Here is a 22,547-nt window from a genome sequence, read left to right on the forward strand (position 1 = left end):
CCCCGGGGGAGCAGGTAGATAGCCTCCTCAAGTGAACCGGTAGCTCAGTTGGTAGAGCATTCGACTTTTAATCGAATGGTCCTGGGTTCGAGTCCCAGCCGGTTCACCATGCTCGCAAGAGAGTGTGCCCAGATGGCGGAATTGGTAGACGCGCAGGCTTCAGGTGCCTGTGTCCGCAAGGACGTGGAAGTTCGAGTCTTCTTCTGGGCACCAGTCTTTTTTCCAGAAAATATAATATCCGGTAACAGAGTGCTTGATATGAAGCAGAATTACTGGTGTGGGCTGTTGTGAATATTTAACAGCTGATAAAAGGGCGGCCCCTTTATTTCATGCCCCTGCCTGTGTGCTGGTAGCGTGTGGGGCGGAAACACAAGCTGTCAGGCCAGGTTCCACATTGTAAGAGATGGCCCGAAAATGGCAGGAAACTGGCAAAAAAAGATAATAAAGGTATCGTGAGGGGCTTGCAATAATAGTTTTCCTTGTATATATGCTAGGTTTCCTTTATGAGGAAGGGTTTCTCTGAAAAGAGTTAACTTATAAGAGTTATTAAAAATAACGATTTACTTGTTTTACCCCCCATCGATAATATAACTCCTGCGATGTGTAGTAGTGGCGTGTGGGACGGCTCCAATCGTGCTCCGGCTCGTTGTTGCTATACAATCTGTCGAGATCTTATCCATGAATGGGGAACTGATCAGGATGAAACTGAAGAATTTCGGGGCTGCTCTGCTGATCGCCAGCACGACCCTGACATCTTTCGCCTCTGCAGCCATGGCTGCCGATGTTCCGAGCCCGAACCAGTACTACTGGCCGAAGGGCATGAACCTGGCCAAGCTGCGTGCTCACGATTCAGAGTCTGATCCGTACGGTGCGGATTATTATACGAACTATCACAAGAAGTTTGAGCAGCTGAACCTTCAGGAAGTCCGCAAGGACATCGAGAAGGTCATGCTGACCTCTCAGCCTTGGTGGCCGGCTGACTACGGCAACTATGGTCCGTTCTTCATCCGTATGGCCTGGCACAATGCCGGTACGTACCGTGCCATCGATGGCCGTGGTGGTGAAGAGGGTGCCCAGCAGCGTTTCGCCCAGCTGAACGACTGGCCGGACAATGCCAGCCTCGACAAGGCCAAGCGCCTCCTGTGGCCCGTCAAGAAGAAGTATGGTGAGAAGCTCTCCTGGGGTGACCTTATCGTCCTGACCGGTGACGTCGCCCTGAACCAGATGGGCTTCAAGACCCTCGGCTTCGTCGGTGGTCGTCCGGATGACTGGCAGTCCGAGCTGATCTACTGGGGTCCGGGCACGACGTTCTTCCCGAACAAGAGCTCCTTCCAGGTCGGTCAGAACGGTACTCTGAAGCACCCGCTGGCTGCCACGCACATGGGCCTGATCTACGTGAACCCGGAAGGGCCGAACGGCGATCCTGATCCGGTCAAGTCCGCTGCCATGATCCGTCTGGCATTCGGCCGCATGGCCATGAATGACGAAGAAACCGTGGCCCTGATCGCCGGTGGTCATACCTTCGGCAAGGCTCATGGTGCCCATCCGAACTCCTGCCTGAGCGGCCCGCCGGTTGCCAACGGTGTGGAACATCAGGGTCTGGGCTGGGCCGACCACTGCATCAAGGGCAAGCAGACGGCTGACGATGCGTCCACCAGCGGTCTGGAAGGCTCCTGGTCTGCCGATCCGATCCACTTCACCACGCAGTACATTGACAACCTGCTGAACAATGACTGGGTGCTGGGCACAAGCCCGACCGGTGCTCACCAGTGGCACACCAAGACGGATGACAAGATTGCTCCGGATCCGGCAAACCCGAACGATCCGTCCAAGATGCGTCCGATCATGATGTTCACCACGGACATCGCCCTGAAGACCGATCCGGCCTACCACAAGATCCTTGCCCGCTGGGCCGAGCATCCGAACGAGTTCGCCGATGCCTTCGCCCGTGCATGGTTCAAGCTGGTCGTTCGTGACATGGGTCCGAAGAGCCGCTACTTCGGCAGCGAAGTTCCGAAGGAAACCTTCGTGTGGCAGGACCCGGTCAACATGCCGGCCAAGCCGATCAACCAGGCTGACGTCCGTGAGCTGCGCAAGCTGATCGCTGCAACCGGTCTGTCCGACCGTGAGCTGATCAAGACAGCATGGGCTGCTGCTTCTTCCCACCGCGTGACCGATCACCGTGGCGGTGCCAACGGTGGCCGTCTGGCCCTGATGCCGCAGAACGGCTGGGCCGTGAACGATCCGGAAGAGCTGAAGACCGTCCTGCCGAAGCTGGAGCAGGTCCGCGACAAGTTCAACGCTCACAGCGCCCGCAAGGTTGCTCTGGCTGACATCATCGTTCTCGGCGGTAGCGTCGGTATCGAGGATGCTGCCAAGAAGGCTGGTGTGAATATCCAGGTGCCGTTCGCTCCGGGCCGTGGCGATGCCACACAGGACCAGACGGACGTCAACTCCTTCAACCTGCTGGAGCCGACGGCTGATGCCTTCCGCAACTACTACCGTGCGGATGCGGACAACACGCCGCCTCTGAACGCTCTGGTGGACAAGGCTGACACGCTGGGTCTGACCATCCCTGAGATGACAGTCCTGCTGGGTGGTCTGCGTACTCTGGACATCAACACGGGTCACTCCGCCAACGGTGTGCTGACGAAGAACCCGGGTGTGCTGAGCACGGACTTCTTCACCAACGTGCTGACGATGGACACACGCTGGCAGAAGGTTGAGGGTCAGGAAGACCTTTACGAGGGCTTTGACCGTGCAACCGGGCAGAAGCAGTGGACAGCCACGGACGTGGACCTGGTCTTCGGTGCCAACCCCGAGCTGCGTGCCGTTGCTGAGGTTTACGCCTCCAACGATGGCAAGGCGAAGTTCTACAATGACTTCGTGAAGGTCTGGACGAAGGTGATGAACCTCGACCGCTTCGACCTGCAGCGCTAAGATCTGCTCCTTCTTGCGGGAAGATCAGACAATACATTCCGTCGGGGAGACATCTCCCCGGCGGTCTGTCCAGACGTGGAGGATAGCATGTTGAAATTTGCTGGTGGTGCACTCGCCCTGTTTATGGCAACAGCCTTTTCTGCCACGGCGGCTACGGTTGATGTGCAGATGCTGAGCCATGGCAGTCACGGTTTCTCTTTTGAGCCAGCTGTCGTTTACATCCATTCTGGTGACAGTGTTCATTTCATTCCGACGGACAAGGGTCATAACGCCCAGTCCATCCCCGGCATGACACCTGATGGTGCACAGCCCATCAATGTTCCTTTCAGCCAGGAAAAGACGGTACAGTTCACCAAGCCGGGTCTGTATGGCTATAAGTGCCTGCCCCATTTTGCGCTGGGCATGGTAGGGCTGGTTGTTGTCGATAATGCCAACAATGAAGCAGAGGCCCGCAAGGCGCCGCTTTATGGCGCTGCCAAGCGTCGCTTCAATGAGCTGTTCCAGGATGTGGACAGCAAGAAGGGCAAGTAAGAGGGGTCTGGCCCGAGGGCTGGAGACTGTTTACTGCTGGGTCGGCCCTGTTTCCGTTCTCAGGAACGGAGGGGCCGTTTTTTTTATTCCATGGTCTATGGAGGCAGAGTGTGTCAGAGAAAGTGGAAACAGGAACCGGCAGACCGGAACGTTATGGTTCGGTAGCCATCATCCTGCATTGGGTGATTGCGGTATTGATCCTCTTCATGATCGGCCTGGGGCTGTATATGGATCATGTACCCCTCAATGATCCGACACCCCTGCATCAGCTGCACAAGTCTGTCGGCATCGTGACCATGCTGCTGATCGTGGTGCGTGTCCTCTGGCGCCTGACACACAGGGCCCCGGCCTTGCCGCAGGACCTGTCGGCAGGGCAGCGTGTGGTGGCAGGTGGGATGGAAGGGCTCCTCTACCTGTATCAGATCATCCTGCCCGTGACGGGCTGGCTCATGGTCTCTGCCATGGCCATGCCGATCGTGCTGTTCGGGCTGGTATCGTGGCCGCTGATCCCTCTGCCGCAGAGCGTGATGGATAGCGGCTATCTGGCGGAAATCATGCCAGATGTTCATAACTGGCTTGCATGGACTTTCGGTGGATTCATAGTCCTGCATGTGCTGGCAGCTCTTTATCACCGTTTCATCCGGAAAGATCAGGTGGTGGATCGCATCCTGCCCCGCCATGGGGGGGGACGGTAAGCGGTTCCTTTTTGCCGGGTCAGCCAGCAAGCACCCTCATCGGTCCGATGGGGGTGTTTTTTTATGTTGGCTGCCAATGGGGGGCACAGCTTTATCCGCTCTGGGGGATGTGGTATCAGTCGATGGATCAGGCAGGATATAAGGAAAACAACATATCCTTGTTCTGCTCTCCAGACTGGCTGCCCTGGTGCCGTATTGGCACTGTCCGGCAGTCCTGAAGCTGGGTGATGGATCATATACAGGCTAGGTACCTGCTGAAGGAAATTCCCAATGGCGTCAGATCACAAGAAGACCCATATTGGCAGCCATAAGCTGCATCCCGAGACACAGATGCTCAATTACGGTTATGACCCGGCCCTTTCGGAAGGAGCCGTGAAACCGCCCGTGTTTCTGACGTCGACCTTCGTTTTTCCCACGGCAGAAGATGGCCGGGATTTTTTTGATTATGTTTCCGGCCGGAAAGAACCGCCGGAAGGCAAGGGGCAGGGGCTGGTTTATTCCCGCTTCAACCATCCGAACAGTGAGATTGTTGAAGACCGTCTGGCTGTTTACGAAGAAGCAGAGCGTGGGGTGCTGTTTTCTTCTGGCATGTCGGCCATTGCCACCACTCTGCTGGCCTATGCCCGCCCCGGTGATGTGATTCTTCATTCCCAGCCGCTCTATGGTGGGACGGAAACCCTGCTGACCAAGACCATGGCTTCTTTGGGAATCAAGTCCGTGGGGCTGGGAAGCTGCGGAGTGGATGAGGCCATCATGCGTGAGGCTGCCGAAAAGGCCATCGCAGAAGGGCGTGTCTCCCTGATCCTGATCGAGACACCGGCCAATCCGACCAATGGTCTGGTGGACCTGAAGCTGGTGCGCCGCATTGCCGAGGAGATCGAGGCCAGACAGGGCAGCCGTCCCATCATCGTCTGTGACAACACGCTGCTCGGGCCGCTTTATCAGCATCCGCTGAAGCATGGGGCCGATCTGTCACTGTATTCCCTGACAAAATATGTCGGCGGCCATTCCGATCTCGTGGCCGGGGCCGTTCTGGGCAGTGATGCCATGACACGCCCGGTGCGTCAGCTCCGTGGGGCCATTGGAACCCATCTGGACCCGCATAGCTGCTGGATGCTGGGCCGCTCTCTGGAGACGCTGGGGCTGCGCATGGAGCGTGCCACCCTCAATGCCCAGCGTGTGGCGGAGCTGCTGCGGGATCATGCCAAGGTGAACAAGGTGCATTTCCCACCGTTCTACGAGGCTGATTCGGCGGAGGGGAAAGTCTATGCCCGCCAGTGCAGTGGTGCTGGCTCGACCTTCTCCTTTGATATTGAAGGGGGTGAGGCTGCGGCTTTCCGCTTCCTTAATGCGCTGAAGATCATGAAGCTGGCTGTCAGCCTGGGAGGCACGGAGTCTCTGGCCAGCCATCCGGCGACGATGACACATTCCGGCGTGCCGAAAGAGGTACGGGAGCGCATTGGCGTCACGTCATCCACCGTGCGGCTCTCCATCGGTGTGGAGCATGTGGATGATCTGCTGGTGGACGTGAAGCAGGCGCTGGACGCCGCCTGAAGGTCACGGTGTCAGCCCTGATACGGAAAAGCCCGCCTCTCTGAAGGGGCGGGCTTTTTTTTAATGGCGATAGAAAGAAGGCGGATGCTTCAGTGTTTCAGCCAGCGGGCCAGACTGTTGCCGATGAGCTGCATCAGGCTGACCATGATGATGAGAACCACCACCACCCCGAACATGACGGTGGTGTTGAAACGCTGATACCCGTAACGGATGGCAAGGTCACCCAGGCCCCCCGCCCCGATGACGCCCGCCATGGCAGAGGCCCCGACCATGGTGATGAGCGTGACCGTCACGCCGGTGACAAGTCCCGGCAGGGCCTCGGCAATCAGGACGGAGCGGATGATGGTCATGCGTGTGCCACCCATGGCCCGGACGGCATCCACAAGGCCGGAATCAACCTCCCGCAGGGCCATCTCGGCAATGCGGGCAAAATAGGGAATCCCGGCGATGGATAGCGGCACGATGGCCGCTTCCGTCCCCAGAGACGTCCCGGCGATGAAGCGCGTGACAGGGATGAGCAGCACCAGCAGGATGATGAATGGCACGGCACGGACGGCATCCACCACCATGCCCATCAGTCGGGCGGCAAAAGGCAGCCGGTACAGCCCCTGCGGGCCGGTGGCGATCATGAACAGGGCCAGCGGCAGTCCGAACAGGACGGAAAGGGCCGTGGAGGCCACGACCATTTCCAGCGTCTGCCATGTGGAATGGAGGATCAGCTTAAGAATGAGAGGGGACATATCCCAGGACCTCCATGTTCTGCGCTGCCGTCTTCAGGTGATTCAGAGCCTGTTCCGTCCTGTCTCCTTCAAGGCTGAGGATCATGTCACCACTCAGATGGTCCCCGACGGTGGTCACACCGCCCTGTAGCAGGGCCGTCTGCACGCCGAACCGTTCATGCAGTGCACTGAAGAGCGGCTCGCTGGCATCAGTCCCGCTGAGGACGAGCCGTACGATGGCCTTGTGTGGTCCTGCTGACGGTGTGGCAGCCATTGTCTGTGCCAGAAAGGCAGGGAGGGAGGGACGGATATCTGCCAGAAGGGTCTGGAGGGTCCGGTTGTTCTGTCCATCCCGGAGGAAGTCCAGCAGGGTTCCATCTTCGACGAGGCGGCCATGATCGAGGACCAGGATCCGCTGGGCAAAGCGGCGGACCACATCCATCTCATGGGTGATGAGAACGATGGTCAGCCCCAGCTTCCTGTTGATGTCGGCCAGCAGGTTGAGGATGGAGCTGGTGGATTCCGGGTCCAGAGCAGAGGTGGCTTCATCGCAGAGGAGCAGCGTCGGGTTGGCTGCCAGAGCACGGGCAATGCCGACACGCTGTTTCTGCCCGCCGGAAAGCTGGGAGGGGTATTTCTTTTCAAAGCCCTTCAGCCCGACAAGCTCCAGCAGTTCCGCAATGCGGTTGGCCTGTTCTTTGCGGGGGCACCCGGCGATCTGGAGGGGCAGGGCAATGTTGCCTGCCACGGTGCGGGAAGTCAGCAGATTGAAATGCTGGAAGACCAGACCGATCTTGCGGCGGATGCGGACAAGCTGCCGCTCTGGTTGTGTGGTGAGGTCCACACCATCCAGCAGGATGTGGCCCTGCTGGGGGCGTTCCAGCGCACAGAGGCAGCGGAGCAGGGTGGACTTCCCTGCTCCAGAGCGGCCGATCAGCCCCACGACCTCCCCCTGCTTTACCGAGAAGGAGATGTCCTGAAGAGCCGTATGCTGCCCAAAACTGTGGGTGACGTGCTGGATGTCGAGAATGGGCTTCATGGCCACGCAGGTGTGACTGTGCCGTGATAGATGTCCAGAATGAGCTTGTGGACATTCGGCTGGTGATAGCTTTCCACCAGCGGCTTGACCCATTCAGCGTTGGCATCACCCTCATTGACGGAGATGAAATTGACGTACGGGTTGTTCTTCAGCCCCTCCACGCCAATGCGGTCCTGCTCGGTGATGCCTGCCTTGCGGGCCCAGTCCATGTTGACAACGGCAGCATCCAGATCAGGCAGGGAGCGGCCAACCACACCGGCATCCAGCTCTTCGATGGAGATGTTGCGGGGGTTGTCGGTGACATCCAGCGCCGTGGGGAAAAGGCCGGAATCAGCAGGCAGACGGATCAGCCCCAGTGTTTCCAGCACATGGAGGGCACGACCCTCGTTGCTGGGGTCGTTGGGGATGCCAATACGGGCATTCTGCGGAATTTCGGCCACGGAGTGCCATTTGTGGGAATACAGGCCAATCGGCTGGAAGTATGTGTCGCCGACAGGGACGATCCTGTAGCCGTGGGCCTTGATCTGGGCATCGAGGAAGGGCCGGTGCTGGAAGGCATTGGCGTCCACGTCATGCTCGGACAGGGCCTCATTGGGCGTGTTGTAGTCGGAGAATGGGATGATCTTCAGCGTCAGGCCACGCTGGGCAGCATTCTGGCTGACGAGCCGCCAGATATCCTCGTCCTCGCCAGACATGATGCCGATTTTCAGCGTACGGCCATCGGCACGGGCGATTCCCGGATGGGCCAGGCCAAGGGCGGCAGCACCAGCCAGCCCTGCTGAAAGGCCAAGAAAACGGCGCCGGGGAAGGTGGGAAAACCGGGACATGGTGGTACCTTTCAACATTAAGGGGTGGATCAGTACGGTATCATGGACAGTTCCACAGAGGTGGAAAAGTCTTGCCAAGGCTGCACCATTACATCCCGCTTGTGCGGAATGATTTTTCTGGCCGGGGAAGGCCGTGCGTAGAGAGTGTTTTTAGCGGGTCGCTCTATTCTGTCAAGGTAAAGAGATGACCATATGAACAGTTAATGATAAAGGAATATAAAGCCTGATGAATATGTGCGGGACTTTATGAAAGGCCTTTCACCGTGTCTGTTCGGGGGCAGGTGTTCCTGCCCCCTGTAGAGGAGGTCAGTCTTCCTGTACCACCAAACAGAGACCTGTTGTTGGTGCCTGTTTGGTGATGAGTCTGGCCTGTCCGGTTTCGAGAATGACTTCCCGGATGGATCCGCCAAGGTCACTGACAAAGGCCAGGGTACCTTCGGCATCGACCGCCAGACCGATGGCCTCATCCAGGTCCCGCAGGATGACCTGCTGGTCATGCAGCCCGTGTTCATCCACCCGGGCGACATTGAGGCTGTTGCCATCGGGCGCAGCGCCACGGTCCGTCCACCAGAGCTTGCCCAGAGCAGGCGAGACATGCAGGTCGATCGGCTCTGGCAGATGGTCGGCCAGAAGCTCGATGTCATGACGGTCTGCGGGGTCCGTACCGGCAGGGAGGTCCAGAGACATGCGGAAAATGCGGCCACGCCCCCCTTTGGGAGGGCCTTTCTGCGACCAGTAGAGATGGCCGTTGCTGGTATCAAGGGTGATGCCTACACAGTGGCGTGTGGCATCCTTCATGTGCTCCGGGTAGGTGCCGGTCTGAAGAAGCACCTCCACGTCGGAACCATCACGGCGGCACCGCATGATGCGCATTCCTTCACGGTCGCACCAGTAGAGATGCTCGCCTCCCGGGGTGGATGTCAGCTGTTTGGGGGTGACGACCAGTCCGTTGGCCACAAGCACCTTGTGGTCGCTGCCATCCAGTCGGGCGGATTCGATGGTGCCATCGGCATCACTGGGGTTGGCGCCCATGTTCGTCCAGTATATCCGGCCTTCCGTGGGGTCGATCCACACTCCGTCCGGGCAGCCCCAGCCGATGTCGATATGGGACAGTGGGCAGCCATCCTGTACGGAGAGGGCAGTGATCCGGGCAGGTTCGATCTCGAGTGAATGAAGAATGATGTTTCGGGTCATGAGGTGGCCTTGCTGTAATCATAGAAACCACGCCCGCTTTTCACGCCCAGCCTGTGTTCGGCAATCATCCTGCGGAGCAGCGTGCGGGGCGCTTCGGGCAGGTGGGGGAAGGCTGCGGCATAATGTTCCTCGATTTGGAGGACGATATCGAGTCCGACCTGGTCCATGAGGCGGAATGGCCCGGCAGTCGTGCCCTGTGTCTCGCAGTAGAGGCGGTCTATGGTTTCGGGGTCGGCCACACCTTCTGCGGCGACACAGAGGGCCTCACGCTTGATGGCGGCCCAGATGCGGTTCTCGATGAATCCGATGCTCTCTTTCCGGGCAATGTAGGGGGACAGTCCCACCTCGCTGAAATAGCGGGCCAGATCCTCCATGAGGGCCGTGTCAGTCTCTCCACAGGACATGAGTTCCACGGCCCGTTTTTCAGGTGGCATCATGAAGTGGGTGTTGAGGACCCGGTTCTTCTTCGTCACCTTGCCGACGATCTGGCTGGAAGGGAATGAGGAGGAGTTGGTGGCGAGGATGGCATCGGCAGGTGCCAGCTGGTCCAGCTGGCCAAAGATGTCCGTCTTGAGGTCCTGCTTTTCGGGCAGGGCCTCGATGACAAGCCAGGCGTCTTTCACGGCGTCTTCCAGTGTGGTGGCGATGTCCACATGGCCGGCTTTTCCACCTTCGACAGAGGCGACAACGTCAGGCAGGTGCTGCCCGACATAGGCGATGGCCTTCCGGGTGGTTTCTTCCTGCCTGTCAAAAAGGCGGACGGTGCCGCCGCGTGTTGCCAGCATCAGGGCGATACGGGAGCCCATCGTGCCAGCGCCAAGGATGGCGGCAGGGCGTTCAGGCACCTTTTCCGTCAGAAAATCTGCCATGGCATGTTCCTTTGCTGAAAGGGGCTGGCGGGGGCCAGACCTCACGGCTCATCTTATTGAATGAATGGCTAACATTTACTTTATCATTACGTGTCGCCTGCTGCGATCATCTTTGGATAACGGAGACGTCATCTGGCAGGCCATGCTCCTTGTGGCGTGGCCTGCCGGGCTCATGGTCAGCGGGTCTCTGTCAGTTCGGGGGCAAGTTGCGCCGTTCTGAACTCGGTGAAGTCGTATTGCCCCACGCCAGAGGTGATGAAAGGGTCTTCCGCCAGAAGGGTTTCAATTTCCTCTCTGGTGATCCCATCCCGGACAATGAGAATGCCCCCATCCCCCGATAGTTTGGGGCCGGATGCCAGCAGGATGCGCCGCTCGAAAAGCGTTGCAAGGAAGGCACGGTGTGCAGGGCGTTGGGCCTGAACCTCATCCGGGGAGGCGAGATAGGACACTGAGGCGATGATCATGGCAGACACTCTTCTGATTCATGGTGCCGTTTTGGGGGAGAGGAGCCCCCGGGGCGGGTGGAAGTTCCGGTTTTCTGGCAGTGTCATTCCAGCGGACAGAATAACACTTTCATAATAATGGCATTTTTTTTAAGGATGAAGGAGATGGTTTTCCGTACTGGGAACCCACTATTTTTGCAGTCATGCCCGTATTGCATGGAGGAATAATCATGATTCGTGTTCTGATCGCCTTTTTCGTCCCCTGGCTGACGTTCTTTACCATTGGCCGTCCGATTGCAGGAATCATCTGCCTAGTGTTGCAGATCACCATTCTGGGTTGGATTCCGGCAACCATCTGGGCGCTTCTGGCTCTGCGCTCCTATGATGAGGCTCGTTGAGCTTTCAGTCTGGCCGGAAAAAAGCCCCTGTTCGTAAAGGCAGGGGCTTTTCTGTATCAGCCCCCCTTGCCTGTCATGGCAGAAGGGGGGGAAGGGCAGAGGCCGGTCAGGCCTTGTTCTGCCCGGTGGTTGTATCGGGCACGCCCCTGCTGTTGATGAAATGCTCCAGCGCCGGGCCCTGGATGTCCACCACATCACGGGGATACTGGATGCCCGCCTGTTCGAACCGTTTTTTCATGCGGCGGTTGAATTCCCATTCCACCGTCCAGCGTCCGGCATTCGTGGTGGGATAGACACCCTTCACGGAGACGGAGGATGTGCCGATGGCAGACACGCCCCAAAGGTCGAAATCTGCCAGGATGAGGTCTCTGTAGGCCTCTTCATTCCGCATTTCCTTGCCAATTTCCACAAGGATGGCAGCGACCTGGTCTGTATCGCTGTCGATGTCCACCGTGGCGAGAATCATCGCACGGGAGAAGTCACGGTTGTAGTTGGTCACCTGGCTGAGCGAGCTGAACGAGAAAATGTTCATCGACCCGTCATTGGCCCGGACATGAACGGAGCGCAGGGAGAGCCGTTCGATCACGCCATAGGTGCCGTTCAGCGTTACGGAGTCGCCGACAGTCAGGGCATTTTCCAGCAGGAGGAAAATTCCGCTGATGAAGTCCTGCACCAGCTTCTGGGAGCCGAAACCCAGCGCCACACCAAAGATGGAAGCACTGGCGATGAGCGGGCCTGTATCAATTCCAAGCTGGGAGAGGACCGTCAGCCCGATGATGACAGCCAGAACCAGCAGGAACAGGATGCGGAACATCGGTGTTAGTGTCTGTAGGCGGGCAATGCGGATCTGCACATCCCGGCTGTCCTGTTCGCCCAGACGGCGGATATGATGCTCGATGGTCACATTGGCGACCTCCCAAGCCAGAATCCCGATGACCAGAGCCATCAGAATGGTCAAGGCTGCCTGGAAGATGCGGGGACCAAGCGTGTCATGGCCGAGCAGGATGTAAACCGGAGCGCCCCACGCCAGAGCAAGGGCCAGAATGGTCAGGACGGCCATGACGAGACGGATGACCGTCGTGGCAGCCGGGTAGTAACGGCGGATGCGGAACAGCGTCTCTTCATTGAGATTCCAGCTGTCCAGTGCCCGCATGAAGCGCTCCAGCCCGCCATAGGCCAGAATGCTGACAATGCGGACAGCTACCAGCGCCACCAGGGTACGGACGAATATCTGGAGGATGAGCTGGTATCCGCCATCAATGTCGGCTGCCCAGACAAGCCACAGGGCGAAGTCGAAGAACAGGGCCACAATCCACCAGCTGCCGGAGACCAGCGCCATGATGGACTGGAGGCGGCGGTTGGCTGCACCGATATGCTGGCAGGCATGCTGCACCCGCTTGCGGGAGCGGATGATCATGACGGCGAGGAAGAGGTGGACGGCCAGCAGCAGGAGCTTCTGGAGACCGCTGGAAACAGCCATAGGCATGGCCATGGCGTGCAGCATGGCCAGCAGTGAGAAGCCCCAGGCCAGAATGACACCAATCTGGCGGAAATAGCGGAAGATGAAGGTTGAGGAACTGTCCCGCAGGATGCTCAGCCGCAGCCATGGGGTCTGTGGGGCGAGGAAGATGCGCAGGACCAGGGTCCACACGCCCAGCCCGATGCCGATCAGCCAGGAGATGCTCCAGATTGCATGGGCCGCTTCGGTGGAAGGTGCAGGGTCCAGCACGCCCATCAGCAGGGCGATCAGGGGAAAGGTGCAGATGGTGATCAGCTCCAGCAGGGCGCAGGCCAGCGTATAGGGAGCGCGGCGCAGGCAGAGCATGAGCTGTGTCAGTGCCCCCTGATGGCGGAGACTGTCCTCAAGGCTGGCCTGGGTGGCGGCGGCCTCCTCTTTGGTCTGCTCATTATGGGTGGCTGCCGTGCGGGCTGTATCCGTGGCGGCTTCCGTTGCTTCGGCACGGGTCTTGTGCAGTTTTTCAGCTTCCTGCTGGAAAACCATGTGGTCGTGCTTTTTCGCCATGCTGCTGATGCGCCGGTAGAGAGGGCGCAGGATGATGCGCACGCCGAAGAAAAGCAGGTAGCTGCACACCAGCATGATGACCACACGCAGGGCGATGTGGCCGACACGGGCCTGTAGGGCCGGGTCATGCACAAGGGCCTGAACCCACGGGGCAATGGCGCCGAAATCGATGATGCTCTGATGCAGGATGTGCAGCTGCTGGAGGGCACGGTCACCGAAAAGGGCAATGTTTTCCCGGGCCAGATCAATGACGGAGGCATGTTTCGCCTGTGGCTCGGCCTGGGTCAGGTTCTGGAGGGTCGTCAGGAATTTCTGACGCTGGGCATCATCGCTCAGGACAGAAATGAGCTGGCGGGCCTGGTCAGCGGAGAGACCTGTCGTGGTGGCTGGTGCCGGGGCGTCTGCGGCCAGTGCCCGGGCGGGCAGGGACCCGAACAGGGCCAGACAGGCCACCAGCAGGGCTGGCAACAGGCTGCGTACGAACAGACCGGTAAAATGCCGGTACGGAGCGGCCCCCGTGTTGGGGTGCGGTATTCTGTCAGTCATGTAGATACGCATCTCCTTTTTTGGTGTGAGGCGGCAGCATGCCTTCTGTCCGGGCCGTTTTCGCAGAACAGTGTCAGGATTTTAAGGCACGCTCTGGTGAAAGGAGGATTAATTTTCTGAAATCCCCTGTTTCAGGCAGGAGGGGTGCCGCCATCCCGTCCCGGTATCGGAGATGGAATGGCGGAGTATGCAAGGCCTTATGGCCCGTTTTTCAGTGGGATGGACGTGCGGAGAGCTGAACGGCCCATAGCTGGGCCAGATTGTTGGCAGTCCCCTCGCCATCCATGCTGCTGAAGAGCTGGAGGGCTTCTGTCCGGCGTCCGGCGTCCATCATGGCCATGCCCAGGGAGAGGCGGGCGAGGTCCGGCTGGTGGGGCTGTTTCCCCAGTCCCTGCTGCATGAGGGCCAGACCCTGATCCACCTGTCCGTTGAGGACAAGGTTGTATCCGGCTGTCAGGGAGGGGCCCGCCTCGGTGGAGGTTTTGGCTTTTTCTACCATGGCGGGGAGGCTGGTGCGGGCTTCTGCGGCACGTTGAGCCACGAAAGCCCGGAAATGCGCCTGGGCTTCTGCCCCGGTGCCAGTTCCCAGCAGGTGGCGGGCATAGCCTTCATCCAGAAGGTTCAGGGCCAGCTGGGGCAGCTCCATCTGCACGGCCCGCTCTGCCATGTCCTGAAACTCGGCCGGGCTGGTCAGCAGGCCAGTGGCCAGGCGCAGACGCTGGAGATTGAAGACCATGCGTGGCGTGAGGGAATGGTCGGTTGTCAGGTCATGGATCAGCATCTGCCAGTACTGGGGTCGGGCATGATATTTCACCAGTTTGACATAGATGCCTGTCTTGCCCGCCGTGTCATGCAGCTGGTCGTAAGCGGCGGCGAGCATCTGGAGCTGGTTTTCCGCCGGAATCTGTCCAGCCTTCCGGTCGGCGGCCAGCATGGCCCGGCCTGCCTCCACCGTGCCTTTCCAGTCCTGCTGGAGATAGTGGCACTGGAGGAGAAGGGTCTGCATCTGCTGGTTCGGGCCGACTTCCTTCAGATAACGGCTGGCTGCGTTGGCGGCACTGGCATAGTCACGGGCTCCATAGGCCAGACTGGCCTGCGCCATGAGCATCTGCTGCCGTGCGGCCGGAGTGGTGCGGCTGTTCCTGATGAGGGTTTCATAGGCCTTCAGTGCGACAGGGACATTGCCCGCCTGGCTGGCCGCCGCTGCCCGCATCTGAGCGATGACGTAGCTTTCATAGTCGCTCTTTCCTGCCACGGCATCAGCAGCATTGACGAACTCCAGGGCTTTGGCTGGCTGATGGCTGGACAGAGCCGACTGTGCATTCTGGAGCTGCGTGCCGACCTCCCGGCCCAGCTCATCCTCTGCCTGCGCTGCCCCGATGAGCAGGCGGGTGGGAGCCTGCCCGGAGATGGGGGACAGGCAGGAGAGGGCAGACAGGCCAAACATGCCAGCCAGCAGCCAGCCGTGCGGGTGTTTCGGGTTTGGCAGACTCATGGGTTACTGTCCTTCCACAAACTGGTCCAGACCAACAATGCCCAGCTTCGTCACGCCAAGGCGCTGGGCGTCCGCCATCACATGGGCCACGGTCTTGTAGGTGGCAAGACGGTCGGGACGGATATGGATCTCCGGCTGCTCACCTGTCACGGGATGGACGGCCCCGTTCAGATGGGCCTGAAGGTCCTCCTCCGAGGTGATGGGCGTGTCATTCCAGCTCAGCGTATTGTCATAGCTGATGCCAATTGTTGCAACCTGCGGCTGTATTGCAGAGGGTGGTGGATCGCCCTGGGGGAGGTCGATCGCTACGGAATGGGTCTGAAGCGGGATGGTGATGATGAGCATGATGAGCAGCACCAGCATCACGTCGATCAACGGTGTCGTGTTGATGTCGACAATGGCTTCATCTTCATGAGTGCTGCCCGTACCAACGTTCATGGCCATGAGGAATCTCCAAAAACTGTCTGCCTCGGGCGTCATGCCCCGGTGAACCGGGCCGGGGAGAACCGGCAGGAAGGGCCCCACCCGGCAGGGCAGGGGGCCGGAAAGACCACAGGTCAGTCGTGCGGCTGCTCTGTGATGAAGTCAACGTGCTGGATGCCTGCCTCCTGGCAAGCCGCCACGATCTTGCCAATGGGCATGTACTGGGCCGAACCGTCCCCGCGGATCTGTATCTGCGGCTGGGGCTGCTGGCGTGCTGCTTCCATGAGACGGCTGACAAGCACCTTGTGGTCCCCGATGGGCTGTGTGTTCCAGTAGGTCTGCCCATCCGCCGTGACAGCCAGCACGATGTTGCCAGGCTTGGTCTGGGTTGGCTGGTTGCGGTCTACCGGCAGCTTGACCTTTACGGTGTGCGTGGCCACCGGGATGGTGATGAGGAAGATGATGAGCAGCACCAGCATGACGTCAACCAGCGGTGTCGTGTTGATGGCTGATACCACCTCGCCATCATCACCCATGTCTCCGGTGTTGAATGCCATGGTTCAGATCCGCTCGTTCGTGGTTGTCGTGGTCGGGCTGTTATCCTTCGTGCTGTTGAACACGGCGTCATGACGGTAACCGCCGATCAGGACGGAATGAAGGTCGGACCCGAAGTTGCGGACACGGTCCATCGCACCCTTGTTGCGACGGACGAGCAGGTTGTAGCCCAGCACGGCCGGCACGGCCGTGGCCAGACCGATGGCTGTCATGATCAGGGATTCACCGACAGGACCGGCCACCTTGTCGATGGAGGCCTGGCCGGCAATGCCAATGGCTGTCAGGGCATGATAGATACCCCAGACCGTACCGAACAGCCCGATGAAGGGGGAGGTGGAGCCGACCGTACCAAGGAAGGCCAGCCCGCCCTGAAGACGTGTGTTGATGGTCTCCAGCGCCCGCTGGATGGACATGCTCGTCCATGACTGGAGGTCGATGGAATCCCGCATGGAGCCTTCATGATGGCGTGCTGCCACGATGCCGGTCTCGGCAATGTAGCGGAAGGGGGAATCCGCCTTCAGTGTCTGTGCCCCTTCCTGGATGGTCTTCTGTGTCCAGAAGGTCTGGTTGACGGCCCTGGAGGCCCGGAAGAGGCGGGATTGTTCAAGGAATTTGCTGATCATGATGATCCATGTCCCCAGAGACATGATGGCCATGATGAGCAGGACGCCACGGGCGATGATGTCACCGTTTTTCCAGAGTGCACCCAGCCCGTAGGGGTTTTCCTTCGGTGCTTCCTCGGTCGGTTTTTCACTGACCGGCGTAGCGGTGACCGGGGTGCCGCTTTCAGCACCAGCTGGCGGAGCAGCGGGTGTGGCCCCTGCTGGTGCCGTGGCCGGTGCAGCCCCGGCGGGGGGAACTGCGGGTGTGGTGCCTGCGGGAGGCTGGGCTGTCATCGTGGTCCCGGCGGGCGGAGCGGCCGGGGCAGCGTCCTGCGCAAAAGCGGTGGAGGCCAGCGGCATGGCAGCCAGAGTCAGGGCCAGGGCCGTGCCATAGACAGCGTGCGCCCGGGGCGCAGCAACAGTTACGGGGAGGCGGAACAGTCTGGTCATGAATCCCATATCCTTGTCTAAAAAAGCACCAGTCTGGAGGTGCTGCACCGGTGGGAGAAACCTCCCGTATCGGTCTCCCTGTCATTCCTGCCATCCATGGCAGGTCGGGACAATGTGAAAACGTCTGCTACCCTGCCCCCGCAGGGGTGGCCCGTTTGGGGCAGGGCAGCTTCATGCTGGTCTGTGCTGGCTCAGAATGGCTTCATTCATCACCAAGGGTAAAGTCCACATGCAGGACGTGGTTGTGTTCCACGACTGGCTGCCCACCCACCACGGCTGGCTGGTAGCGGACTGGTGAACGCTCGAGGAAGTCCAGCGCACTTTCGGCAAAATCGTGCCCTCCCTTGACGCTCAGCAGCTTGCAGTTGGCCGGTTTGCCGTTGGTGAGGATGTCGCAGGAGGCCGTCACGGAGCCCTCACGGCTTTCCTCCTGTGCTTCCTCTGGATATTCCGGCCGTACATTGTTGATGGGCATGGCACCAGCGGAGTGGTCACTTTCAGACGAGCTGTTGCTGGAGCTTGCCGACGGTGCCGCTGCTGAAGACTGGGCCGGGGCCGATGGTGCAGGCTGGGGTGCTGCCGCCTTCGGTTTGGGGGCCTTCTGGTGGCTGTGCTGGATCGGCGGTTTGGGGGGGGGTGCCACCCTGATCTTGGGAGGGGGGATATAAGGTGGCGGCGGTTGCACCATCACCGGTTGCGGTGGTGGTGGAGGCGGCGGTGGTGGGGGAGCCTCCGCAATGACACGTGTCTGGATGGGAGGATGCGAGGGTTCCTGCTTTTCCATCCTGGTAAGTGTCAAGGCATAGACCACCAGCCCGATGGCCAGAAAAGCCACGACAACAGCGACGATGTAATCCGTCGGTTTGCGTTGCTGGGCGGCATAGCTTCTCATTCCAAAACCTTCTTACCCTTTTCCACGCCGCAGGTCCGGCGCTTCTTCCCGGCAGGGCAGGCCTGCCAGCATGACTGGTACCCTCACAAGACGGGACGTACCCGTACGGGGGAGGGGAAAAACCTTGTGCCGCATCACGGGCACGGCCCCATGCCGATTCCTTCTCTTCGTCCCTGGCGGTCAGGCCCTGCCCGGTAAGGGGAGACAGCAAAGCAGCACGGGAACGTTCCCGTATCGGTTCCTTTACCAATGGCCCAAGCCGCCCCTTTGATGCAAGGGCTCTCATGCGACTCTTTCGCAGGATCGCCTGTGCATAAACAGGGGCACATCTGTGGATATTTTTTGAGGAAACCGGAAAAACGGCAGTTTATGGACGATTTTGAAAGGTTTTTCGTGGTTGTGATGATGCCCGGCCTGTGAATTGTTTTGGTTGGTCCTTCTTATGAAAAAAACAGATTTTTTTTGATGATTGATATTAAATACGATATTTAATCGTTTTATTGGCGGAAAAAGCTACCATTAAGAGAGGGGACATGAACCAGAATGTCATGCCCCCTCTCTTACGGTCTGCTCCGGGTGAGTGCCCCCGTGTCAGACGGGTTTACTGTGCCGTGGCGCTGGCCTCGGAGCGTGTGGCGCTCACACGCTGGGCCAGAGATGCTGCCATGAACTCATCCAGATCGCCATCGAGCACAGCATCAGGGTTGCCCTTCTCGATGTTGGTCCGCAGGTCCTTGACGAGCTGATACGGCGCCAGAACGTAGGACCGTATCTGGTGCCCCCAGCCAATGTCCGTCTTGGCGGCCTCGGCGGCGGAGGCCTCGGCCTCCCGCTTCTGAAGTTCGGCCTCATAGAGGCGGGCCTTCAGCATTTCCATGGCCGTAGCCCGGTTGCGGTGCTGGGACCGGTCCGTCTGGCAGGCCACGACGATACCTGTCGGGATGTGGGTGATGCGGATGGCGGAGTCCGTCTTGTTGACGTGCTGCCCACCAGCCCCGGAGGCCCGGAACGTATCCACACGCAGGTCGGAATCGATGATCTCGATTTCGATGGAATCATCCACAACAGGTGAGATGTAGATGGAGGCAAAGGAGGTCTGCCGCCGTGCAGCGGAGTCGAAGGGGGAGATGCGCACGAGGCGATGCACCCCGGCTTCCGTCTTCAGCCAGCCATAGGCATTGGGACCGCTGACGAGGATCGTGGCGGATTTCAGCCCGGCCTGTTCCCCTTCACTGCTTTCCATCAGGGAGACCTTGTAGCCATGCTTTTCGGACCAGCGGGTATACATCCGCAGCAGCATCTCGGCCCAGTCCTGCGCTTCCGTACCGCCAGCACCGGCATTGACCTCAAGATAGCAGTCATTGCTATCGGCTTCACCGGAGAGGAGGCTTTCCGTCTCACGCTGCTGGGCCTGGGCGGCGAGGCTGCGCAGGGTGGCGAGGCCTTCCTGCACCACGGTGTCGTCATTTTCCATCTCGGCCAGCTCGACAAGGTCCAGCGTGTCCTGCACGTCGGCCTCCAGAGCCTCGACCCCTTCGATCTGGTTGGCGAGCATCGTGCGCTCACGCATCAGTTTCTGGGCGGCGTCCGGGTTGTTCCAGAGGTCCGGGTCTTCAGAGAGATGGTTCAGTTCGGCAAGGCGTGTTTTGGCGACATCCCAGTCAAAGATGCCTCCTCAGCAGTGCCACCGACTGCTTGATCTGTTCGGAGAGGGCTTCGGTCTCAGCCGACATCAGGCGTTCTCCTGCTTTCTTCAGGTTGATGTTGCTGCCTTAGTATAGACCACCGACGCCAATGTCACCTCCCTCTGCCGGGTTTGCTTTCTCCTGGGGCGGTGCCGCAGGCAGGGAAGCAGGGGCATGTGAGGGCATGGCTCCATCCAGCGGGTCGGTGATGGTACCACTGCTGGACGGGCTGGAGCTGGGCATGTCCGTCTCGGAATCAGGAATCATGTCCGCACCGGTGTCAGCAGCGGTAAGGGCCTGTGTCCCGGCTCCGAAACCATGCAGCGGCACGGAGGCTCCCGGAATCTGGTTCGGTTTGAAGGCATCCGTGGCACGGATGCGCCCTGTATCATATTCCGCCAGCGTGATGCCGTCCGGTGCGGGGAACTCCAGCCGGGGCCGGGTGGCGAAGACGGCCTTCATGATGCCGTTCCAGATCGGCCCGGCCAGATGGCCGCCTGTTTCATTCTTGCCCAGGCTGCGGGGCGCATCATAGCCGATCCATACCACGGTGACGGTGTCGGGAGAGAACCCGGCGAACCAGGCATCATGATAGTCCTGACTGGTACCGGTCTTCCCGGCGATGGGGCGGTCGATTCCCACGCCAGCCCGTACGCCCGTGCCCCGGGCGATGACATCCCGCATCATGGTGGTGATCTGGAAGGCACTCTGCGGCGAGGCCAGGACCGGACGGCCATCATGGATGACGGGCATCCCGTTTTCTGTTGTCACGGTACGCCGGTTGGCCTGGTTGCGCCAGATGATGGTGCCATCAGGATTCTGGATGTAGTCGATCAGGCTGGGGGTGATGCTGTGGCCACCATTGGCGATGGCCGCATAGGCCCCGGCCTCCCGCAGGACGGTGGTCTCCACGGCCCCGAGGGCAGCGGGCAGGTAGGGTGGCATGTTGTCCACCATGCCGGACCGTACGGCCATGTCGCTGACGGCCTTCATGCCCAGATGGGCCGCCACACGGATGGTCACGAGGTTGCGGCTTTCCCGCAGGGCATCATGCAGGGTGGTGGGGCCCCAGTTGTCGTGTTCGTAATTCTGCGGCTTCCAGTCTCCGAAACTGATGGGAGAATCATCGAATGTTTCGGAGGGGGAAATGTCCCGTTCCATCGCTGCCAGATAGACCAGCGGCTTGAAAGAAGACCCCGGCTGGCGCTGCGCCTGCGTGACACGGTTGAACTGGCTCTGCTGGAAGGACCAGCCCCCCACGAGGGCCAGGACACGCCCCGTATGGGCATCCAGCGTAACGGTCGCCCCTTCCACCTGCGGAATCTGCTCTAGGGCGGCGGAGCCGTCATCCTGCGGCTCGATCATCACGAGGTCACCCGTCTGAAGCGGATGGGTGCGGCGGCTCCATGTTTCGTCTGTCTTGCGAAGCGTGGCAGTGTGGGCCTCATGCGCCTTCACCCAGCCGACACGGGGTGCTGGTGTTGTGGAGAGGACGACGGCCAGACGCCATGTGGACAGCATGCCAGCCGGACTTTTCTGCCGGGCCATGCTGCCCTGCCAGTCTGCCATGGCGTCACCGTCCAGATGGCCGACAGCCCCGTGCCAGCCCTCATGGGTGCGGGCATAGGCCATCAGCCCTTCCCGCAGCAGTTTCGTGCTGACCTGCTGGAGGTGCGGGTCGAGGCTGGTATGGACGTCCAGCCCGCCTTCCGTTGTCTGTTCCTCATTATAGAGGGATGTCAGCTGGCGGCGGACTTCCGCAGCGAACCATTCGGACCCTGCAAGCGGACCGAAGCGCACCTGCCCTTGCGGCACGAGCGGGTCCTGCTTGGCCTGCTGGGCTTCATCGGCAGGGATGGCGTGGGTTTCGCCCATCCGGTCCAGCACCCAGTTGCGCCGCCACATGGCCGCTTTGGGGTGGAGGAACGGATTATAGTTGCTGGGGGATTTGGGCATGCTGGCGAGCATCGCCGCCTCGGCATCGCTCAGCTGGTCCAGCGTCTTGTTGAAGTAGGTCTGCGCCGCCGCCTCGACCCCGTAGGCTCCGTTCCCCAGATAGATGCCGTTCAGGTAGATTTCCAGAATCCGGTCCTTGGAAAGCGTGTGCTCGATCCGCATGGCGAGCAGGGCTTCCCGCACCTTCCGTTCGATGGTCAGGCTGTTGTTGTTCAGCAGCATGACCTTGGCCACCTGCTGGGTGATGGTCGAGGCCCCCAGAGGCCGTTTGCCCTGATGGGTGAGGATGCTGAAGATGTCCGTCACGCCCGCCCGCAGCATGGCCAGCGGGTCCACGCCGCCATGGGAATAGAAATTCTGGTCCTCCGCCGCAATGAAGGCATTGCGGACGAGCGGGGGAATGGCCCGGATGGGCACATAGATGCGCCGCTCGTGGGACAGCTCCGCCATGAGCTGGTCATCGGCCGTGTACAGTCGGCTGACCACGGGCGGCTTGTAATGCTGGAGAGCGTCCACGCTGGGCAGATTGGCGCTGAGATGGGCATACAGTCCCACCCCTGTGAGAATGACGGCAGAAACGCCAAACGTACCGATGCCAAGGGCAGCCCCCAGCAGAAACCGCCAGCGGCGGAAACGGGGCTTCTGGGATGGTGAGGGCGGGCTGTCTGGCAGCATGGGGGAACGCTTCATGCCCTCCCTATAACATGGCCT

The 22,547-nt window shown here is 60.0% G+C and carries 19 protein-coding genes and 2 tRNA genes; 7 read left to right on the forward strand and 14 right to left on the reverse strand.

What is annotated here, in order from left to right:
• Positions 1-33 precede the first annotated feature (33 nt).
• From DTJ15_RS00385 to DTJ15_RS00410, 6 genes are all read left to right on the forward strand, one after another.
• Positions 34-109 (forward strand) — tRNA-Lys (locus DTJ15_RS00385).
• A 17-nt stretch (positions 110-126) separates the two neighbouring features.
• Positions 127-213: transfer RNA gene (locus DTJ15_RS00390), tRNA-Leu, on the forward strand.
• A 486-nt stretch (positions 214-699) separates the two neighbouring features.
• On the forward strand, positions 700-2,940 hold the full coding sequence (gene katG, locus DTJ15_RS00395) for a catalase/peroxidase HPI (protein WP_043561779.1): 2,241 nt from the start codon (positions 700-702) through the stop codon (positions 2,938-2,940).
• A gap of 87 nt (positions 2,941-3,027) precedes the next feature.
• Entirely contained in the window at positions 3,028-3,471 is a 444-nt protein-coding gene (locus DTJ15_RS00400; protein ID WP_249079974.1) for a pseudoazurin, read from the forward strand.
• A gap of 110 nt (positions 3,472-3,581) precedes the next feature.
• Entirely contained in the window at positions 3,582-4,166 is a 585-nt protein-coding gene (locus DTJ15_RS00405; RefSeq protein WP_227431408.1) for a cytochrome b, read from the forward strand.
• A gap of 270 nt (positions 4,167-4,436) precedes the next feature.
• Complete coding sequence (locus DTJ15_RS00410) at positions 4,437-5,720, forward strand: cystathionine gamma-synthase family protein (RefSeq protein ID WP_043561774.1); 1,284 nt, start codon at positions 4,437-4,439, stop codon at positions 5,718-5,720.
• Between the two features lie 89 nt (positions 5,721-5,809).
• On the opposite strand, the gene DTJ15_RS00415 is transcribed toward DTJ15_RS00410, so the two are convergent.
• The 6 genes from DTJ15_RS00415 to DTJ15_RS00440 all read right to left on the reverse strand — a co-directional run bounded on the left by DTJ15_RS00415 (position 5,810) and on the right by DTJ15_RS00440 (position 10,832).
• The gene (locus DTJ15_RS00415) at positions 5,810-6,460 is read right to left on the reverse strand and encodes a methionine ABC transporter permease (protein WP_043561771.1); all 651 of its coding nucleotides are present in this window, start codon (positions 6,458-6,460) and stop codon (positions 5,810-5,812) included.
• The gene (locus DTJ15_RS00420) at positions 6,441-7,478 is read right to left on the reverse strand and encodes a methionine ABC transporter ATP-binding protein (protein WP_043561769.1); all 1,038 of its coding nucleotides are present in this window, start codon (positions 7,476-7,478) and stop codon (positions 6,441-6,443) included. The genes DTJ15_RS00415 and DTJ15_RS00420 overlap by 20 nt, the downstream gene beginning before the upstream one ends.
• The gene (locus DTJ15_RS00425) at positions 7,475-8,305 is read right to left on the reverse strand and encodes a MetQ/NlpA family ABC transporter substrate-binding protein (RefSeq protein ID WP_249109191.1); all 831 of its coding nucleotides are present in this window, start codon (positions 8,303-8,305) and stop codon (positions 7,475-7,477) included. Before DTJ15_RS00425 ends, DTJ15_RS00420 begins: the two co-directional genes overlap by 4 nt.
• A 306-nt stretch (positions 8,306-8,611) precedes the next feature.
• Complete coding sequence (locus DTJ15_RS00430; RefSeq protein WP_086431702.1) at positions 8,612-9,499, reverse strand: hypothetical protein; 888 nt, start codon at positions 9,497-9,499, stop codon at positions 8,612-8,614.
• Positions 9,496-10,368 carry a 3-hydroxyacyl-CoA dehydrogenase family protein gene (locus DTJ15_RS00435; RefSeq protein ID WP_043561766.1) on the reverse strand — a complete coding sequence of 291 codons (873 nt, stop codon included), beginning with the start codon at positions 10,366-10,368 and terminating at the stop codon, positions 9,496-9,498. The genes DTJ15_RS00430 and DTJ15_RS00435 overlap by 4 nt, the downstream gene beginning before the upstream one ends.
• Positions 10,369-10,544: 176 nt before the next feature.
• Entirely contained in the window at positions 10,545-10,832 is a 288-nt protein-coding gene (locus DTJ15_RS00440) for a YciI family protein (protein WP_043561763.1), read from the reverse strand.
• A gap of 212 nt (positions 10,833-11,044) precedes the next feature.
• Between DTJ15_RS00440 and DTJ15_RS00445 the strand changes: the two genes are divergently transcribed.
• On the forward strand, positions 11,045-11,209 hold the full coding sequence (locus DTJ15_RS00445; RefSeq protein WP_249109599.1) for a YqaE/Pmp3 family membrane protein: 165 nt from the start codon (positions 11,045-11,047) through the stop codon (positions 11,207-11,209).
• A 106-nt stretch (positions 11,210-11,315) separates the two neighbouring features.
• Here DTJ15_RS00445 and DTJ15_RS00450 read toward each other — a convergent pair whose 3' ends face one another.
• From DTJ15_RS00450 to DTJ15_RS00485, 8 genes are all read right to left on the reverse strand, one after another.
• Positions 11,316-13,778 (reverse strand): mechanosensitive ion channel family protein, encoded by a 2,463-nt coding sequence (locus tag DTJ15_RS00450; protein WP_249109192.1) that lies wholly within the window; start codon positions 13,776-13,778, stop codon positions 11,316-11,318.
• A 211-nt stretch (positions 13,779-13,989) separates the two neighbouring features.
• Positions 13,990-15,273 carry a tetratricopeptide repeat protein gene (locus DTJ15_RS00455; RefSeq protein WP_232086386.1) on the reverse strand — a complete coding sequence of 428 codons (1,284 nt, stop codon included), beginning with the start codon at positions 15,271-15,273 and terminating at the stop codon, positions 13,990-13,992.
• 3 nt (positions 15,274-15,276) lie between these two features.
• Positions 15,277-15,717 carry a biopolymer transporter ExbD gene (locus DTJ15_RS00460; RefSeq protein WP_043558836.1) on the reverse strand — a complete coding sequence of 147 codons (441 nt, stop codon included), beginning with the start codon at positions 15,715-15,717 and terminating at the stop codon, positions 15,277-15,279.
• Positions 15,718-15,830: 113 nt separating this feature from the next.
• On the reverse strand, positions 15,831-16,253 hold the full coding sequence (locus DTJ15_RS00465) for a biopolymer transporter ExbD (RefSeq protein ID WP_043558738.1): 423 nt from the start codon (positions 16,251-16,253) through the stop codon (positions 15,831-15,833).
• 3 nt (positions 16,254-16,256) lie between these two features.
• On the reverse strand, positions 16,257-17,303 hold the full coding sequence (locus DTJ15_RS00470) for a MotA/TolQ/ExbB proton channel family protein (protein WP_081563354.1): 1,047 nt from the start codon (positions 17,301-17,303) through the stop codon (positions 16,257-16,259).
• 202 nt (positions 17,304-17,505) lie between these two features.
• Positions 17,506-18,195, reverse strand: a complete 690-nt coding sequence (locus DTJ15_RS00475) for an energy transducer TonB (protein ID WP_043558736.1) — start codon at positions 18,193-18,195, stop codon at positions 17,506-17,508.
• A gap of 601 nt (positions 18,196-18,796) precedes the next feature.
• A protein-coding gene (gene prfB, locus DTJ15_RS00480; RefSeq protein ID WP_103765750.1) for a peptide chain release factor 2 occupies positions 18,797-19,928 on the reverse strand; the annotation gives its coding sequence in 2 pieces (ribosomal slippage) (positions 18,797-19,858 and positions 19,860-19,928; 1,131 coding nt in all).
• Between the two features lie 39 nt (positions 19,929-19,967).
• Positions 19,968-22,526: a penicillin-binding protein 1A gene (locus tag DTJ15_RS00485; RefSeq protein WP_249109193.1), complete on the reverse strand. Its 2,559-nt coding sequence runs from the start codon at positions 22,524-22,526 to the stop codon at positions 19,968-19,970.
• Between the last annotated feature and the right edge of the window lie 21 nt (positions 22,527-22,547).

Source organism: Parasaccharibacter sp. TMW 2.1891, assembly GCF_023337675.1.
Taxonomy (GTDB): Bacteria; Pseudomonadota; Alphaproteobacteria; order Acetobacterales; family Acetobacteraceae; genus Bombella; species Bombella apis.